General features: G+C 61.7%; 14 protein-coding genes. 11 read left to right on the forward strand and 3 right to left on the reverse strand.

The features are described from left to right. Positions 1-135: 135 nt before the first annotated feature. Positions 136-1197 carry a polyamine ABC transporter substrate-binding protein gene (locus tag BM193_RS19070; RefSeq protein WP_254786334.1) on the forward strand — a complete coding sequence of 354 codons (1062 nt, stop codon included), beginning with the start codon at positions 136-138 and terminating at the stop codon, positions 1195-1197. Positions 1198-1278: 81 nt separating this feature from the next. On the opposite strand, the gene BM193_RS29290 is transcribed toward BM193_RS19070, so the two are convergent. From BM193_RS29290 to ppk1, 3 genes are all read right to left on the reverse strand, one after another. Beyond that, positions 1279-1404 carry a hypothetical protein gene (locus BM193_RS29290; protein ID WP_264372559.1) on the reverse strand — a complete coding sequence of 42 codons (126 nt, stop codon included), beginning with the start codon at positions 1402-1404 and terminating at the stop codon, positions 1279-1281. A gap of 649 nt (positions 1405-2053) precedes the next feature. Continuing rightward, positions 2054-2512 (reverse strand): phosphohistidine phosphatase SixA, encoded by a 459-nt coding sequence (gene sixA, locus BM193_RS19075; RefSeq protein WP_092799669.1) that lies wholly within the window; start codon positions 2510-2512, stop codon positions 2054-2056. A 34-nt stretch (positions 2513-2546) separates the two neighbouring features. After that, a complete protein-coding gene (gene ppk1, locus BM193_RS19080) occupies positions 2547-4640 on the reverse strand; it encodes a polyphosphate kinase 1 (RefSeq protein ID WP_092799667.1) in 2094 nt (697 codons plus the stop codon). A gap of 282 nt (positions 4641-4922) precedes the next feature. Here ppk1 and pstS point away from each other — a divergent pair, with 282 nt between their 5' ends. The 10 genes from pstS (at position 4923) to BM193_RS19130 (ending at position 15906) form a co-directional block, all read left to right on the forward strand. Next, positions 4923-5972, forward strand: a complete 1050-nt coding sequence (gene pstS / locus BM193_RS19085) for a phosphate ABC transporter substrate-binding protein PstS (protein ID WP_092799665.1) — start codon at positions 4923-4925, stop codon at positions 5970-5972. Between the two features lie 237 nt (positions 5973-6209). Then, complete coding sequence (gene pstC / locus BM193_RS19090) at positions 6210-7181, forward strand: phosphate ABC transporter permease subunit PstC (RefSeq protein ID WP_254786318.1); 972 nt, start codon at positions 6210-6212, stop codon at positions 7179-7181. Then, positions 7178-8065, forward strand: coding sequence for a phosphate ABC transporter permease PstA (pstA, locus tag BM193_RS19095; protein WP_092799661.1), 888 nt, complete (start codon positions 7178-7180; stop codon positions 8063-8065). The genes pstC and pstA overlap by 4 nt, the downstream gene beginning before the upstream one ends. Positions 8066-8091: 26 nt before the next feature. Then, positions 8092-8886 (forward strand): phosphate ABC transporter ATP-binding protein PstB, encoded by a 795-nt coding sequence (gene pstB / locus BM193_RS19100; protein ID WP_034755069.1) that lies wholly within the window; start codon positions 8092-8094, stop codon positions 8884-8886. A 50-nt stretch (positions 8887-8936) separates the two neighbouring features. Beyond that, positions 8937-9647 (forward strand): phosphate signaling complex protein PhoU, encoded by a 711-nt coding sequence (phoU, locus tag BM193_RS19105; RefSeq protein WP_070218051.1) that lies wholly within the window; start codon positions 8937-8939, stop codon positions 9645-9647. Between the two features lie 5 nt (positions 9648-9652). Next, the gene (locus BM193_RS19110; RefSeq protein ID WP_034755074.1) at positions 9653-10342 is read left to right on the forward strand and encodes a response regulator; all 690 of its coding nucleotides are present in this window, start codon (positions 9653-9655) and stop codon (positions 10340-10342) included. Between the two features lie 11 nt (positions 10343-10353). Next, a complete protein-coding gene (gene phoR, locus BM193_RS19115) occupies positions 10354-11670 on the forward strand; it encodes a phosphate regulon sensor histidine kinase PhoR (protein WP_092799659.1) in 1317 nt (438 codons plus the stop codon). Between the two features lie 68 nt (positions 11671-11738). Next, positions 11739-12935 (forward strand): selenoneine synthase SenA, encoded by a 1197-nt coding sequence (gene senA, locus BM193_RS19120; protein WP_254786319.1) that lies wholly within the window; start codon positions 11739-11741, stop codon positions 12933-12935. A 34-nt stretch (positions 12936-12969) separates the two neighbouring features. After that, positions 12970-14910 (forward strand): UvrD-helicase domain-containing protein, encoded by a 1941-nt coding sequence (locus tag BM193_RS19125; RefSeq protein WP_092799657.1) that lies wholly within the window; start codon positions 12970-12972, stop codon positions 14908-14910. Between the two features lie 93 nt (positions 14911-15003). Beyond that, positions 15004-15906, forward strand: a complete 903-nt coding sequence (locus tag BM193_RS19130; protein ID WP_092799655.1) for an NAD-dependent epimerase/dehydratase family protein — start codon at positions 15004-15006, stop codon at positions 15904-15906. Positions 15907-16049: the final 143 nt, after the last annotated feature.

A 16049-nucleotide genomic window follows, 5' to 3' on the forward strand; every position in this document is an offset into this window, starting at 1 on the left:
GATCAGGCTAGACCTGATCGCGCCCTTCTTGCTATCATCGTCACTATTTTCTGACTAATTTTCGGAGGCGGTACGATGGCAAACACATGGCGAGCAGGACGGCGCATTGGACTGGGACTGGCCTTGGCGGCGGCCATGGTGGCCTTGTCTGGCCAAGCGCAGGCCCAGGAAGAAAAAGTCCTGAACATCTACAACTGGTCGGACTATATCGGCGACGATACGATCAAGAATTTTGAAAAGGAAACGGGCATCAAGGTACGCTACGACGTTTTCGACAATAACGAAATCCTCAACGCGAAACTGGTGGCGGGCAAGTCCGGCTACGACATCGTCGTGCCGACGGCCCAGTGGGCGCGCCTGCAGATCGATGCGGGCCTGCTGCGCAAGCTCGACAAGAGCAAGCTGACGAACCTGGGCAACCTCGACCCGAACCTGCAGGCGAAGCTGTCGAAGATCGACCCGAACAACGATTACCTGGTCGACTGGCTGTGGGGCTACACGACGGTGGGCATCAACGTCAACAAGGTCAAGGCCGCGCTGGGCGGCATGCCCATGCCCGAGAACGCCTGGGACCTGGTCTTCGACCCGAAATACGCGGCCAAGCTGAAATCGTGCGGCGTGTCCTTCCTCGATTCGCCATCGGAAGTGCTGCCGGCCGCCCTGCAATACCTGGGCAAGCCCGCGTACTCCAAAGCGGCGGGCGACTACCAGGAAGCGGGCAAGGTGCTGCAAGCCATCCGTCCCTACGTGACCCTGTTCAGTTCGTCCGGCTACATCAATGACATGGCCAACGGTTCCGTCTGCGTAGCGCTGGGCTGGTCGGGCGACATCAATATCGCGCGCCAGCGCGCCCTCGACGCGAAGAACGGCAATGTGATCCAGGTGCTGGTGCCGAAGACGGCGGCGCTGATGTTCGATACCATGGCCATTCCCGCCGACGCGCCGCATCCGAACAACGCCCACCTGTTCATCAACTACATTTTGCGCCCGCAAGTGCATGCCAGCCTGAGCAACAAGGTGTTCTACGCGAATCCGAATCCGGCCAGCATCAAATATGTGCGCAAGGACATTGGCGAGAACAAGGCGATTTTCCTGTCGGACGCCGACAAGCAGCGCATGGCCGCGCCGGAAGCGACGACGGCCGACATCCGCCGTCTGATGACGCGCATCTATACGAAGTTCAAGACGGGAGTGTAAGGCGGGAGCGTAAATACAAGGATGGCGCGAGGGACGGGGATATGCCGTCGCTGGCGCCATGCGATATTGCCGTGGTGAACACTACTCGTGGTAGCGGTCCAACAGCTTGTGATGACTGCCGCGCATTTCTTCGATCAGTTCAAAGGCGACAAAGCCGATGATGGCGGCGAAGATGGCGATGAAGAGAAAAACGAGGAAGGTTAACATGGTCTTTCAGCCGCCGTTGGACGGCTGTCCGCTGGGTTGCTCAATGTGCCAGAGCAGCGCTCCAACACGTAGTTGATGCAATTAAACTCTAGCAGATCGGCAGCGCTTTGCAAGGCCGCCGAGTTGTAATTTCCACCAGTATTTGTCCCAGCGCACTTTTTGCGCATTTTCCTTATTTCACCAGCAGATCATGCGCCATCACGGCCTTTAGATGAACGCTGACGGGGGCACCCGGTTCGCGCTGCGAGAACCCGTCCATCCTGCGCTGGCCTTGCGCTTTTCCCTGTTTCAGTATTACTTCACCACCAGATCATGCGCCATCACGGCTTTCAGCTAGACGCTGACGGGGTTGCCTGGTTCGTGCTGGGAGAACCTGTCCATCCTGCGCCGGCCTTGCGCATTTCCATGTTTCAGTATTACTTCACCACCAGATCATGCGCCATCACGGCTTTCAGGTAGACGCTGATCGGGGCACCCGGTTCGCGCTGCGAGAACCCGTCCATCCTGCGCTGGCCTTGCGCTTTTCCCTGTTTCAGTATTACCTCACCACCAGATCATGCGCCATCACGGCTTTCAGGTAGACGCTGACGGGGTTGCCTGGTTCGTGCCGGGAGAACCTGTCCATCCTGCGCTGGCCTTGCGCATTTCCCTATTTCACCACCAGATCATGCGCCATCACGGCTTTCAGGTAGACGCTGATCGGGTCGCCTGGTTCGCGCTGGGAGAACCACCACGCGCTGGCCTTGCGCATTTCCCAGTCCTGCTCCTCGCCCGTCAGCAGCAGGGCGGCCGCCTGGCCCAGGGTGGGCTGGTGGCCGACGATGAGCACGGTTTCCTTGCCGGCCGGCCAGTTGGCCGCCTTCAGGATGTCTTCCGCTTCGGCGCCGGGCGCCAGTTCCGGCATCAGCTTGAACTTGCGTCCCAGCGCCTCGGCCGTCTGCAGGGTGCGCAAGGCGGGGCTGACGAGAATGCGGCAATTCTCGGACAGTTGCGAGGCCAGCCATTCGCCCATGCGGCGCGCCTGTTTCTGTCCCTTGACCGTCAGTGCGCGTTCCAGGTCGGGCACGCCCGGCTCGGCTTCTGCGTGTCGCCACAAGATGAGATCCATGCTGTGCTCCTCGGTGTTGAAAGTCGAAATACGCTTATTCGCCGACCTCCGCGCCCGGCGTGCCCAGTGTGTGCATCAGGTATTGCTGGGCGCTGAACGGGCTTTGCTTGCCGCGCGGCTTGCGGCGCGCGTAATGGCCCGTCGGCTCCAGTTCCCATGCATTCGTATTATCCTTCAAATACGGATTCAGGCCCTCGGCGATCACGCGCCGCTTCAGCGCCCGGTCAAGGACGGGGAAGGCCACTTCCACGCGGCGGAACAGGTTGCGGCTCATCCAGTCCGCGCTGGCCAGGTAGACATCGTGCGCCAGGTCATTGCGGAAGTAGTAAATGCGGCTGTGCTCCAGGAAACGGCCGATCACGGAACGCACCTTGATATTTTCCGACAGGCCCGGCACGCCTGGCTTCAGGGTGCACGCGCCGCGCACGATCAGGTCGATCTTCACGCCATCGGTCGAGGCCGCATACAGGGCGCGGATCACCGATTCATCCACCAGCGCATTGATCTTGACGATGATGCGCCCGCGCCGGCCCGCGCGGGCGATCTTCGCCTCGTTGCGGATGGCCTTGATGATCTCGCTTTGCAGGCCGAACGGCGCCAGCCACAGGTGGTTCAGGTTATGCGGCTTGGTCAGGCTGGTCAGGTGGATGAACACTTCGTTCACTTCCACGGCCAGGTCCTGGTTGGCCGTCAGCAAGCCGAAGTCGGTGTACAGCTTGGTCGTGGTCGGGTGGTAGTTGCCCGTGCCCAGGTGGGCATAGAAGCGCAGCGCGCCTTCCTCGCGGCGGATGACGAGCGCCACCTTGGCGTGCGTCTTCAAGCCCACCACGCCGTAGACGACTTGCGCGCCGGCCTGTTCCAGCTTGTCGGCCCAGTTGATATTGGCCTCTTCGTCGAAGCGTGCCATCAGTTCCACGATGACCGTCACTTCCTTGCCCATCTTCGCGGCCGTGATCAAGGATTCCATCAGGTCCGAATTCATGCCGGTGCGGTAAATGGTTTGCTTGATGGCCACGACGGACGGGTCGTAGGCGGCGCTGCGCACGAAGTCGATCACGGTCTGGAACGACTGGTAGGGGTGGTGCAGCAGGATGTCGTGCTTGTTCAGCGCGGCAAAGATGTCGTTGCCGATGGCTTTATGGGCCAGACCCGGGAAGAAGGGCGGGAAGCGCAGCTCGGGCTGCTTCACGTGGTCGATCATTTCCGACAGGCGCACCAGGTTCACGGGGCCGTTGACCCTGTACAGGCGGCTTTGATCGAGGCTGAACTGGTCGAGCAGGAACTGCGACAGTTCCGGCGGACAGTTGCGCGCCACTTCCAGGCGCACGGAGGTGCCGAACTGGCGGCCCACGAGCTCGCCTTTCAGGGCCTGGCGCAGATTCTTGACTTCGTCTTCATCCACCCACAGGTCGCTGTCGCGCGTGACGCGGAATTGCGAATAGGCGATCACTTCGCGTCCGGCGAACAGGTCGGAGATATGCGCGTGGATGACGGAAGATAATAAACAGAAGGAGACGCCATCGCCGGAAATGTCATCGGGCAGCTTGATGACGCGCGGCAAGACGCGGGGCGCCTTGACGATGGCGATCGCCGTGCCGCGCCCGAACGCGTCCTTGCCGCTCAGCGAGACGATGAAATTGAGACTTTTGTTTACCACCTGCGGGAACGGGTGGGCCGGGTCCAGGCCGATCGGCGTCAGCAGGGGACGCACTTCGCGGTCGAAATATTCCTTCACCCACGCGCGCTGCGCCTCGTTGCGGTCGCTGTCGCGCAGCAAGTGCACGCCCGCTTCGCGCAGGGCCGGCAAGACGTCGTTATTCAATATCTCGTACTGGCGTTCCACCAGCGCATGGCATTCCTTGCCGATACGCTCCAGGTTGGCCGCCAGGGCAGGGTGGCCCGCCAGCGAACCGCCGATGCTGCCGGCCGCCAGCAGGCTGGCCACGCGCACCTCGAAAAACTCATCCATGTTACTGCTGACGATGCACAGGTAGCGCAGGCGCTCGAGCAGGGGAATGCTCGGATCTTCCGCCTGGGCCATCACGCGCCGGTTGAAAGTCAGTTGCGACAGTTCGCGGTCAAGCAAGATGCCCGATTTCGTCACTTCCATGTGCAGTTCAGGTTTCATATTCTTTTGTCTTTGCAGATAGTTAATTCTAGCCGTATTTCATCCATATTTCATCGCATATGACGCGTTGTGAGTGTAATCATGAAATATGACGTAAGCGTGACATAAGCTGTCATAAAGCGTCGCCCGCCCTGTCATTTTTCGCCCCGAAAAGGCGATTTCCCCGGGCGTAGGCAAATATTTCATGAAATCCGGCGCATGTCATAAAGCTGTCATATTCGCTTGCTAGACTGCGCAGCATTCAACCGGGACTTTGTGCCCTAACAACCCTGAGGACTTGATATGCAAATGAAGCAAATGTTCAAATTTATCGTCGTGGGTGCTTCGGCAGCGATGGCATTTTCTTCCGCTTCCGTCATGGCGGCAGATATGACAGGTGCTGGTGCTACCTTCCCGTACCCGATCTACGCCAAATGGGCTGAGACGTACAAAGCCAACACGGGCAACGGCCTGAACTACCAGTCCGTCGGTTCGGGTGCAGGCATCAAGCAAATCAAGGCCAAGACTGTTGAATTCGGCGCATCCGACATGCCTTTGAAGGCGGAAGAGCTGGAAGAAGCGGGCCTGATGCAATTCCCGGCCATCATGGGCGGCGTGGTCACCATCGTCAACCTCGACGGCGTGACCCCAGGCCAGCTGAAAATGACGGGCAAGATCGTTGGCGACATCTACCTGGGCAAGATCACCAAGTGGAGCGCTCCTGAAATCGCCGCCGTGAACCAGGGCGTCAAGCTGCCGGACACGGAAATCACCGTGGTGCACCGCGCCGACGGTTCGGGCACGTCGTTCCTGTTCACCGACTTCCTGTCGAAAACCAACCCGGAATTCAAGTCGAAAATCGGCGCCGGCTCGGCTGTGAAATGGGCCGTGGGCGTGGGCGGCAAGGGTAACGAAGGCGTTGCTGCCAACGTACAGCGCATCAAGGGTTCGATCGGCTACGTCGAGTGGGCTTACGCCAAGAAAAACAAGATGTCGCACACCCAGCTGCAAAACAAGGACGGCAACTTCCTGCAACCGGACGACGAAAACTTCAAAGCCGCTGCCGCTTCGGCACCATGGACGCAAACCCCAGGCTTCGGCGTGGTACTGACCGACCAGGCTGGCAAGAACAGCTGGCCGATCACGGGCGTGTCGTTCATCCTGATGCACAAAGTGCAGGCTGACGCCGCCAAGGCCAAGGAAGTGCTGAAATTCTTCGACTGGGCCTACAAGAACGGTGGCGCCGCCGCGGCTGAACTGGACTACGTGCCGATGCCGGCATCGGTCGTGAAGCTGGTGCAGGAATCGTGGAAAGCCAATTTGAAAGACGCATCGGGCAAGTCGATCTATTAATTCGATAGCCTGACCATCTAAGTACCCATCCTTGTCCCCGCCAGCAGCACGGCGGGGCAGGGAGTTAGCCAGGACCGCCCGCAAGCCCTTGCAGACGGTCCTGGCTAAGAAGCAACAATAAAACAAGAGTTAACAACAGCAGTACCTGCAAACGGTAGTACCGGCAGTACCACCCACATCTGGCACAATATGAGCGCACAATCTACCTCCTCCACGATCCCCCTGCCAGGCGGCACCATGACCGATTCCATCAGTCACGCGCAAATGCTTTCCACCATGCGCAAGCAGCGCTTCCAGGATTTCATGTTCCACAAGGTGACGATGCTGTTCGCCCTGTCGGTGCTGGTCGTCCTGGTCGGCATCATCATTTCGCTGATCATGGAATCGATCCCGGCCTTCAAGACCTTCGGCCTGCATTTCATCGTGTCGGCCGAATGGGACCCCGTCAATGACCAGTACGGCGCCCTGATCCCCATCATCGGCACCCTGGTGACGTCCGTGATCGCCCTGTTGATCGCCTTTCCCGTCAGCTTCGGCATCGCCCTGTTCCTCACGGAAATTTGCCCGGCCTGGCTGCGCCGCCCGCTGGGCACGGCGGTTGAGCTGCTGGCTGGCGTGCCGTCGATCATCTACGGCATCTGGGGCCTGTTCGTGTTCGCCCCCCTGTTCGCCGACCACGTCCAGCCCCTGCTGAAGGCCACCCTGGGCAACCTGCCTGTCATCGGCTCGCTGTTCAGCGGCCCCATGATGGGCATCGGCTTGCTGACGGCCGGCCTGGTGCTGGCCATCATGATCATCCCCTTCATCGCTTCCGTGATGCGCGACGTGTTCGAGATCGTCCCTGCCGTGCTGAAGGAATCCGCATACGGCCTGGGCTGCACGCGCTGGGAAGTGGTGCGCAAGATCGTCTTGCCATACACCAAGACCGGCGTCGTCGGCGGCGTCATGCTGGGCCTGGGCCGCGCGCTGGGCGAAACCATGGCCGTGACCTTTGTCATCGGCAACGCGAATAAACTGTCGTGGTCGCTGTTTGCTGCCGGTAACAGCATCACCTCGCTGCTGGCCAATGAATTCGGCGAAGCGCAATCGGCGCTGCACGTGTCCTCGCTGTTCTCGCTGGCCCTGATCCTGTTTGTCATCACCTTTATCGTCTTATCCGCCGCCAAGCTGATGTTGGCTGGCATGTCCCGCAAGGAAGGCACGAAATGAGCCAAGTTAGCACTCTCGACGTTCCGGCCAAGCCGGCCATGAACCCCGTCTACCGCAAGCGGTTGCTGATGCACCGCGTCGGCATCGCCCTGTCGGTGGCGGCCATGGCCCTGGGCCTGGCCGTGCTCGTGTGGATTCTGTTCACCCTGGTCATCAAGGGTTTCGGCGCCCTGTCGGTCGACCTGTTCACGCAAACGACGCCGGCCCCGGGCAGCGAAGGCGGCGGCCTGATCAATGCGATCGTCGGCAGCGCCCTGATGGTCGGCCTGGCCACCCTGGTCAGCACCCCGATCGGCATCCTGGCCGGCATCTACCTGGCCGAATACGGCGAAGAAAACAAGCTGGCGCAAGTGACGCGCTTTGTCACCGACATCATGCTGTCGGCCCCATCGATCGTCATCGGCCTGTTCGTCTACGCGCTGTACGTGGCGCACGTCAAACACTTCTCCGGTTATGCCGGTGCCATCGCGCTGTCGCTGATCGCCGTGCCGGTGGTGGTGCGCACGACGGACAATATGCTGCGCCTGGTGCCGAACAGCCTGCTGGAAGCCGCGTTTGCCCTGGGCGCGCCGCGCTGGAAGGTCGCCACCCTGGTGCGCCTGCGCGCCGTCAAGGCTGGCGTCATCACCGGTGTGCTGCTGGCCCTGGCCCGCATCGCCGGCGAAACGGCACCGCTGCTGTTCACGGCCCTGAATAACCAGTTCCAAAGCTTCAACATGAATGCGCCGATGGCCAACTTGCCGTCCGTCATCGCCTCGTTTGCAATGAGCCCGTACGACAACTGGCGCTCGCTGGCCTGGGGCGGCGCACTGCTGATCACCTTCAGCGTGCTGGCCTTAAATATCCTGTCGCGCACCGTGTTCAGCCAAAAAGTCCCACATTAAACAGATACCGAGCGAAGCGAACCCCTATGAATACGCAAATGAATCCAGCCCAAGACTTGGCACCAAAGAAAAAAACCATCGAGATTTCGGGCCTGAACTTTTTTTACGGCAAAACGCAAAGCTTGCATAACGTCAACCTGGACATCCACGAGAAAAAGGTCACGGCCTTCATCGGCCCGTCCGGTTGCGGCAAGTCGACCCTGCTGCGCACCCTGAACCGCATGTACGACCTGTATCCGGGCCAGCGCGCGGAAGGCTCCATCCTGTACCGCGGCCGCAACGTGCTCGACGCCGACCAGGACGTCAACATGCTGCGCGCCAAGGTCGGCATGGTGTTCCAGAAGCCGACGCCATTCCCCATGTCCGTGTACGACAACATCGCCTTCGGCGTGCGCCTGTATGAAGACCTGTCGAAGGGCGAGATGGACGAGCGCGTCGAGTGGGCCCTGAAAAAGGCCGCGCTGTGGGGCGAGGTCAAGGACAAGCTGACGAAGAGTGGCCTGTCGCTGTCGGGCGGCCAGCAGCAGCGCCTGTGCATCGCGCGCGGCGTGGCCGTGAAACCGGACGTCTTGCTGCTCGATGAACCGACCTCGGCGCTGGACCCGATCTCCACCTCGAAGGTGGAAGAGCTGATCAGCGAACTGAAACAGGATTACACGATCGCCATCGTGACGCACAATATGCAGCAGGCGGCGCGCTGCTCCGACTACACGGCGTATATGTACCTAGGCGAACTGGTGGAATTCGGCGAAACGGACCAGATCTTCATGAATCCGGCCCGCAAGGAAACGCAGGATTACATCACGGGCCGCTTCGGCTGATCCATCCCGCATAGCTATATATACAAGACAACTGAATACGGAGAGACAGCATGATAGGCGAACATTCATCCAAGCAATACGACAACGAACTCGAAGCCATCCGCTCGAAGGTGCTGCTCATGGGCGGCATCGTTGAAACCCAGTTCCTCGACGCGATGACCTGCTTTCGCATCGGCAACCCGGAGCGCGCCGACCGCGTGATGCGCGAAGACGACGTCGTCAACCAGCTGGAAGTATCGTTGGATGATGCCTGCAGCCATCTGATCGTGCGCCGCCAGCCGGCCGCCAACGATCTGCGCACCATCATGGCCACCATCAAGGTGATCACGGATCTTGAGCGCGTCGGCGACGAGGCGACCAAAATCGCCCGCGTGGCGAAGAACCTGCACAAGCGCGGCAACGCCGTCGTCAACCACTACGAGATGGTGCGCGGCATCGCCAACACGGCCACCGACATGCTGCACGACGCCCTGGACGCTTTCGCGCGCAATGATGGCAAGCAGGCATTACAATTAATTGCACAAGATGCCATCATCGATCATGAGTTTCGGTCTATCATGCGCAACTTGATTACTTTTATGATGGAAGACCCGCGCACCATTTCGGCGGCGCTCGATACCCTGTGGGTGGCCAAGGCCATCGAACGGATCGGCGACCATGCGAAAAACATCGCCGAATACGTGATTTACGTGGTTGAGGGCAAGGACATCCGCCACACCAAGGTGGCTGCTCCCGCCATTTCCGAGGAGCTCCCTGAGTAAGCTTTATGGCATCTGATAAAACCACGGTATTGATTGTTGAAGATGAGCCGGCCATCGTTGAACTGGTGACCTATTCGCTGCGCGAATCCGGCTGGAATTGCTGTTCCGTACAGAACGTCGCCGATGCCTGGGAATTCATCCAGCACCGCACGCCGCACCTGATCCTGCTGGACTGGATGCTGCCGGACCAGACGGGCCTGCGCCTGCTGTCGCGCATCCGCGCCGACCGCAATTTCGCCGCCATCCCCGTCATCATGCTCACCGCCAAGAGCATGGAAGAAGACAAGCTGGCCGGCCTGAACAGCGGGGCCGACGATTACGTCACCAAGCCGTTCTCGCCGCGCGAGCTGCTGGCCCGTGCCAAGGCCCTGTTGCGACGCAAGAGCCCGGAACACGCGCAGGCGCCCATGCGTGCCGGCAACGTGGCACTGGACCCCGTCAGCTGCACCGTGATGATGGATGAACAGAAGATCGACATCGGCCATGCCGAATACAAGCTGCTGAAATTCCTGCTGGCCCATCCTGAGCGCGTGTTTTCGCGCAGCCAGCTGCTCGACAAGGTGTGGGGCGACCATGTGGTGATCGAGGAACGCACGGTCGATGTCCACGTATTGCGCTTGCGCAAAGCCTTGAAGGAGGCGGAAAGCCTGATCAAGACCGTGCGCAGCGTCGGCTACATGTTGTCTGAAAAGTAAAGCTGGTCTCTATGAATCCGAAATTGCTGTTCTGGGTACCGGCCGCCTTGCGCATGGTGCTGGCGCTGCTGGGCGTGGCCGTCGTCTGGTATCTGTTTGGCGCCACGTATGCGCTGGGCATCGCCTTCGTGCTGATGGCCATGATGGTGTTCGTGCAGCTGTCCTACCTGTTCCAGCTGAGTAACTGGCTGGACAACCCGCAAAGCGCCAAGCTGCCCGACGGCTGGGGCGCCTGGACCAGCATCTTCGCGCGCCTGTACCGCATGCGCCGCGACGACGAGAAAAACCAGGCCGAGCTGACGGAATGGCTGGCGCGTTTCCGCCAGGCCATGCACCTGCTGCCCGACGGCGTCGTCATCATGGACGATGTGCTGTTCCTCGAATGGTGCAATCCCGCCGCCGAGAAACACCTGGGCCTCACGCACGAGCGCGACAAGGGCATGCGCGTCACCAACCTGATCCGCAGCCCCGAGTTCATGGATTACATCATACTGGGCCGCTACGACCAGCCGCTGACGATCACCTTCCGCAACCGCAAGCTGATCGTGCAGATCATCCCGTTCGAGAACCGCCGCCAGATTCTCGTCACGCACGACGTGACGGAAACGGAACGCATCGAGATGATGCGCCGCGACTTCATCGCCAATGCCTCGCACGAATTGCGCACGCCGCTGACGGTCATCGTCGGCTTCCTGGAAATCGCTTCCGCCGAGCTGGACCTGGACGCCGCCACGCGCGCCGCCCACCTCAAGCTGATGACGGAGCAGGGCCACCGCATGCAGCATTTGATCGAGGACATGCTGACCCTGTCGCGCCTGGAATCGGTCGACTACCCGCTGCGCCCCGAGCCGGTGGATATCAAGAAGCTGATGCAGCAAGTCTTGCGCGACGCCAAGGCGCTCTCGGCCGGCAAGCATGACGTCAGGATGGAATGCAATGGCCCTGACGTGCTGGGCAGCTACGACGAGCTGTACAGCGCGTTCGGCAACCTGGCCTCGAACGCCGTGCGCTACACGCCGGCCGGCGGCAGCATCACCCTGCGCTGGCAGGATGGCCCGGCCGGACCGCAGTTCATCGCGCAAGACACGGGCATCGGCATCAGCCCCGAGCATATCTCGCGCCTGACGGAACGTTTCTACCGCGTCGACAAGAGCCGTTCGCGCGAAACGCAGGGCACGGGACTGGGCCTGGCCATCGTCAAGCACGTGCTGCTGCGCCATGGCGGAACGCTGGCCATCCAGTCCGTGGCCGACAAGGGCAGCAGCTTTATCGTCAGCATGCCCAAGTCCGTCGTCACGCCGCTGCAGGGCGAATTGCTGGTCAAGTAAGCGGGAAGGGCACTCCCTGTTTCCCCGGTGACTGGTGCAATGTTGGCAAAAGTCGTTACAATCGGGCCATGACTTTAATCAACGCTTCCTTTCGCCATGCCGGCGCGCAGCAACTGGCGCAATCGCTGCTCGCCGCGCGCCAGGCCACCTTGTCCCTGTTCGATTGTTACGTGTCCGCCGGGCTCGACGTGGTGGAGCGCATGCCGCGCCACGCGCAGCTCAATCCACCGCTGTGGCAGCTTGCGCACATCGCCTGGTTTGCCGAATGGTACATCCTGCGCGAAGCGCCATCGAGCCATCCGGCCGATGCCGTGTATAACTCCCTGCTGACGCGCGGCGACGACTTGTTCGATGCGAATATGCTGGAACAGCGGGCGCGCTGGAAACTCGGCCTGCCCAGTCCCGGCGCCGTGAAAACGTATTGCCACGAAGTGCTCGACCGCGTGCTGGACAAGCTCTCGCGCGAAGCCAATGTCGACGGCGCCCTGTATCCTTACCGGCTGGCGCTGGCGCATGAGGATATGTGCGGCGAAGAAATGCTGGCCGGCTTGCAATGGCTGGGCGTGGAAGCGCCCGAGACCCTGGCCGCCAGTCCGGCCCTGCCGCTGCCGGCCGGCCAGATTGCCTTTCCGGGCGGCAGCATCGAACTGGGTTCGCGCCGCGATGCGGGCTTTACCTTCGACAATGAATGTCCGCCGTACGCCAGCTACGTGGCGCCATTTTCCATCGACGCCGTGCCCGTGTCGAATGCCCAGTATGCCGATTTCGTCTCGGACGGCGGCTACCAGAACCGCCAGTTCTGGAGCGCGGCCGGCAGCGCCTGGCTGATGCGGCAGGAGCGTTCGTCGCCCCTGTACTGGCTGCGCGAGGCGACGCAGTGGCGCACCATGCGTTTCGGGCGGCGCACCACCTTGCCGCCGAACGAAGCCGTGCGCCACATCAATTTGTATGAGGCGCAAGCGTATTGCGCCTGGGCCGGGCGCCGCCTGGCGAGCGAGGCGGAATGGGAGTATGCTGCGCTGTCCGGCCATCCGCGGTTCCACTGGGGCCAGGTGTGGGAGTGGACTGCGACGCCGTTCGAACCGTATCCGGGCTTCGTGCCCGACGCCTGGCGTGAATATTCGACGCCGTATTTCATGCAGCACCAGGTGCTGCGCGGCGCCGCCTTCGCCACGCCTCCGCGCCTGCGTTCGCCGCACATGCGCGCCTTCCACGCGCCCGAGCGGGGCGACATCTTTGCCGGCCTGCGCACTTGCGCCTGGTAAAGGTTGGCAGCCGTAACAATTTTCAGGATTCCTTTTGAGTACAGATAACGCCCCGCAGTTCATTCCCAAACGCATCACGCCCACGCCGGAACAGGTCGCCATCCAGACGGCGCAAAAGAAAGTCGTCCTGATCGACGCCAACGCCGGCGCCGCCAAGACGACGACCCTGGCCCTGCGCCTGGCTGAAGCCTTGCACCGGGGCCGCGCGCCCGAACGCATGCTGGCCCTGGTGTTTACGGAAGCGGCGCGCGTGGCCCTGCGCCAGCGCCTGCTGGACGTGGGCGTGCCGCTGGGCGTCGTCAAGCGCCTGACGGTCGATACCTTCGACGCCTTTGCCGCCAAGGTGCTGTTACAGATGGAAAACATGCAGGTAGCAATCATGCGCAGCGATGAAGAGCTGCGCCCCGTGGCGTGGGAAGCGCTGGAAGTGGTCTCCGAGAAATACGCTCACCGCTATGCGCTGGAAATCAATACGACGAATGGCGCCATCGCCGAATTCCTGAAACTGCAATTGCGCACCAAGGCGCGCATGGATTTCCAGCATCCCGACTTCGAGAGCAATTCCCTCGATGACAACCTGGAACTGCTGGGCATGTCGCGCACGCATTATCTGTGGCTGCGCGAATACGAGGGCTTGCGCGGGGCCGACACGGGCGACATCCAGTTCCGCGCGCCGTTCGACGCCACCTACGACCTGGTGCGCATGCTCGACGGCGACGAGCCGCTGCGCCAGCAATTGCCCGCCTTCCAGATCATCGTGGCCGATGAATTGCACGACTTGAATGAAGCGTCGTTCCGCCTGCTGACCATGCTGATACGCCGTGGCAATGCGTTTTTCTGCGGCGCCGGCGACAAGGATCAAGTGATTTACACGTGGTCGGGTGCCGACCACCGCTTCCTGCGCCAGCGCTTCGAGCAGGAATTCCCCGCCTTGCAGCGATTGCCGCTGACGGCGTCCTACCGCTACGGCCCGCAGCTGGCGCAGGCCGTGGGCATGCTGAAAAACAAGGCCAGCGTGTCGGCCCTGTCGCGCGCGACTGTCATCGAAGTGCTGCAGTATGAGCATGCGCAGCCGCAGGCGTGCAGCGCGCAGCTGATCGCCGCGCTCGAACATGCGCATGCGGGCACGACGGCCATCCTGCTGCGCGACCGCGACCAGGCGATCCGCGTGGAAACGGCGCTGTTCCAGAGCGGCATCGCCTACGGGCTGGTGGACATGCACAGCTATCTGCTGAGCCAGGAAGTGCTGATGCTGCGCGGCATGGTCGCCATCGCCCGCAAGGATTTGCACGCGATCAAGAGCGGCCCGCGCCGCGGCGAGATCCTCGAAGCCCTGGTGGCTTTCGCGGAAATCCCGTTTACGCGTACGGAGTTGCAGCAAGCCAAGGCCGACGTGGCCAATTATCCCGACTTGCTGGAAGGCTTCTTGACGAACCAGCTGGCCAAGTCGGTCAACCAGGCCAAGGCGGCCCTGACCCAGGCGGCCGTCGACTACCTGCGCGCGCTGCCCCCCGATGCCCTGGCGGGCGACGCCCTGCAGCACATCTTTGCACTGATGCAACTGGAACAGACGGCGCGCCGCATCTACGTTGATCCGGCCCAGGCCCGCGTCGTCGCCCGTTCCCTGCACGGTTTCATCGACGTGTGCCGCGAGGCGGGCGTGGCGCTGGCGGGCTTTGCCGGTTGGCTGGGCGAGATGGAAGAGGCCGTGACGGTGTCGACCGGCAAGGCCAAACTGGTCATCGCCTGCATCGACCAGATCAAGGGCCTGGAATACCACCACGTGATCCTGCCTTACCTGGCCGTCGATGAATTCCCGCGCAGCAAGAGCGACCCGCTGGAAGAGGAAAACCGCTTCTATGTGGCGGCCACGCGCGCGCGCGACAGGCTGACCTTGCTGACGCCGGAAGACCCTGCCTACCGGAGCCGCTACATCGCCGCCCTGCAGCTCAAGATTGTTGCGTCCAAGTCATAGATCTTTTGCCGTGCGGCCGCTTTTTGCGAAAGACGAAAGCGGGCATACTGGGCTGGTGTGATTGACAGCAATCTAACCAGACAGGGAGTAAATATGCAGGTATTTTTGACAGGCGCGGCAGGTTTCATCGGCAGTTCCATCGCGGCGGGCCTCGTGCGCGCCGGCCACCAGGTGACGGGCCTCGTGCGCAAGCCGGAACAGGTGGCCGAGCTGGCCACCATCGGCGTGCAGGGCATCGTCGGCACCTTGAACGACCGCGACCTCATCATCGAGCAGGCGAGGGCGGCGGACGCCGTCATCAACGCGGCCAGCAGCGACCACCGGGGCGCCGTGGAAGCCATCATCGAGGCGCTGGCCGGCAGCAACAAGCCTTTCCTCCACACCAGCGGCTCGTCCATCGTGGGCGACGCCTCGGGCGGCGAGGGCACGGAGCAAATTTACTTTGAAGACCAGCTGCCGGCCCCCACGGCCGACAAGGCGGCCAGGGTCGCCATCGACGACCTGATCCTGGCCAGCGCGGCGCAAGGCGTGCGCGCGAGCGTGCTGTGCAACACCCTGATCTACGGCCACGGCGCCTTGCCGCGCGACAGCGTGCAATTGCCCCGCCTATTGAAACAGGCGCGCAAGAGCGGCATCGTGCGCCACGTGGGGCCGGGCCGCAATATCTGGTCCAACGTGCACATCGACGATGTCGTCAGCCTGTATCTGCTGGCGCTGGAAAAATCGCCCGCCGGCACCTTCTACTTTGTCGAATCGGGCGAAGCGGCCTTCCGCGACACGACGGCCGCCATCGCCGAGGCCTTGCAATTGGGCCCGGCGCAGGACTGGCCGCTGCCCGAGGCGATCGCCGAATGGGGCTACGAAATGGCCTCCTATGGCCTCGGTTCCAACAGCCGCGTGCGTGGCGAGCGGGCGCGCAAGCTGCTGGGCTGGCAGCCGCAGGGACCGTCCGTGCTGGCGTGGATCGAGCGCGACATGCTCAACGCGCCGCATTAACCGGCCGCATGGGTTGATGTAACTCAGCAAGGGTGTTTCTGTGTGCGCTAGCGAACGGTGAAATTTCGCAATCGGGAGTATGATGACTTTGCTTGGTTGAGACGCACTGCCGTGAAGTTGGCGGCATGTTCGATCTTCCAGCA

The sequence above is a fragment of the Janthinobacterium sp. 344 genome (assembly GCF_900112025.1).
In the GTDB taxonomy this organism is placed as follows: domain Bacteria; phylum Pseudomonadota; class Gammaproteobacteria; order Burkholderiales; family Burkholderiaceae_D; genus Janthinobacterium.

What these genes read in the sequence shown, in the direction of transcription:
- BM193_RS19130 (WP_092799655.1), top strand. Translation starts at nt 15,004, where the DNA reads ATGCAGGTATTTTTGACAGGCGCGGCAGGTTTCATCGGCAGTTCCATC.
- BM193_RS19070 (WP_254786334.1), top strand. Translation starts at nt 136, where the DNA reads ATGGTGGCCTTGTCTGGCCAAGCGCAGGCCCAGGAAGAAAAAGTCCTG.
- ppk1 (WP_092799667.1), bottom strand. Translation starts at nt 4,640, where the DNA reads ATGAAACCTGAACTGCACATGGAAGTGACGAAATCGGGCATCTTGCTT.
- BM193_RS19110 (WP_034755074.1), top strand. Translation starts at nt 9,653, where the DNA reads ATGGCATCTGATAAAACCACGGTATTGATTGTTGAAGATGAGCCGGCC.
- BM193_RS29290 (WP_264372559.1), bottom strand. Translation starts at nt 1,404, where the DNA reads ATGTTAACCTTCCTCGTTTTTCTCTTCATCGCCATCTTCGCCGCCATC.
- phoU (WP_070218051.1), top strand. Translation starts at nt 8,937, where the DNA reads ATGATAGGCGAACATTCATCCAAGCAATACGACAACGAACTCGAAGCC.
- senA (WP_254786319.1), top strand. Translation starts at nt 11,739, where the DNA reads ATGACTTTAATCAACGCTTCCTTTCGCCATGCCGGCGCGCAGCAACTG.
- pstA (WP_092799661.1), top strand. Translation starts at nt 7,178, where the DNA reads ATGAGCCAAGTTAGCACTCTCGACGTTCCGGCCAAGCCGGCCATGAAC.
- phoR (WP_092799659.1), top strand. Translation starts at nt 10,354, where the DNA reads ATGAATCCGAAATTGCTGTTCTGGGTACCGGCCGCCTTGCGCATGGTG.
- pstB (WP_034755069.1), top strand. Translation starts at nt 8,092, where the DNA reads ATGAATACGCAAATGAATCCAGCCCAAGACTTGGCACCAAAGAAAAAA.
- pstS (WP_092799665.1), top strand. Translation starts at nt 4,923, where the DNA reads ATGCAAATGAAGCAAATGTTCAAATTTATCGTCGTGGGTGCTTCGGCA.
- sixA (WP_092799669.1), bottom strand. Translation starts at nt 2,512, where the DNA reads ATGGATCTCATCTTGTGGCGACACGCAGAAGCCGAGCCGGGCGTGCCC.
- pstC (WP_254786318.1), top strand. Translation starts at nt 6,210, where the DNA reads ATGACCGATTCCATCAGTCACGCGCAAATGCTTTCCACCATGCGCAAG.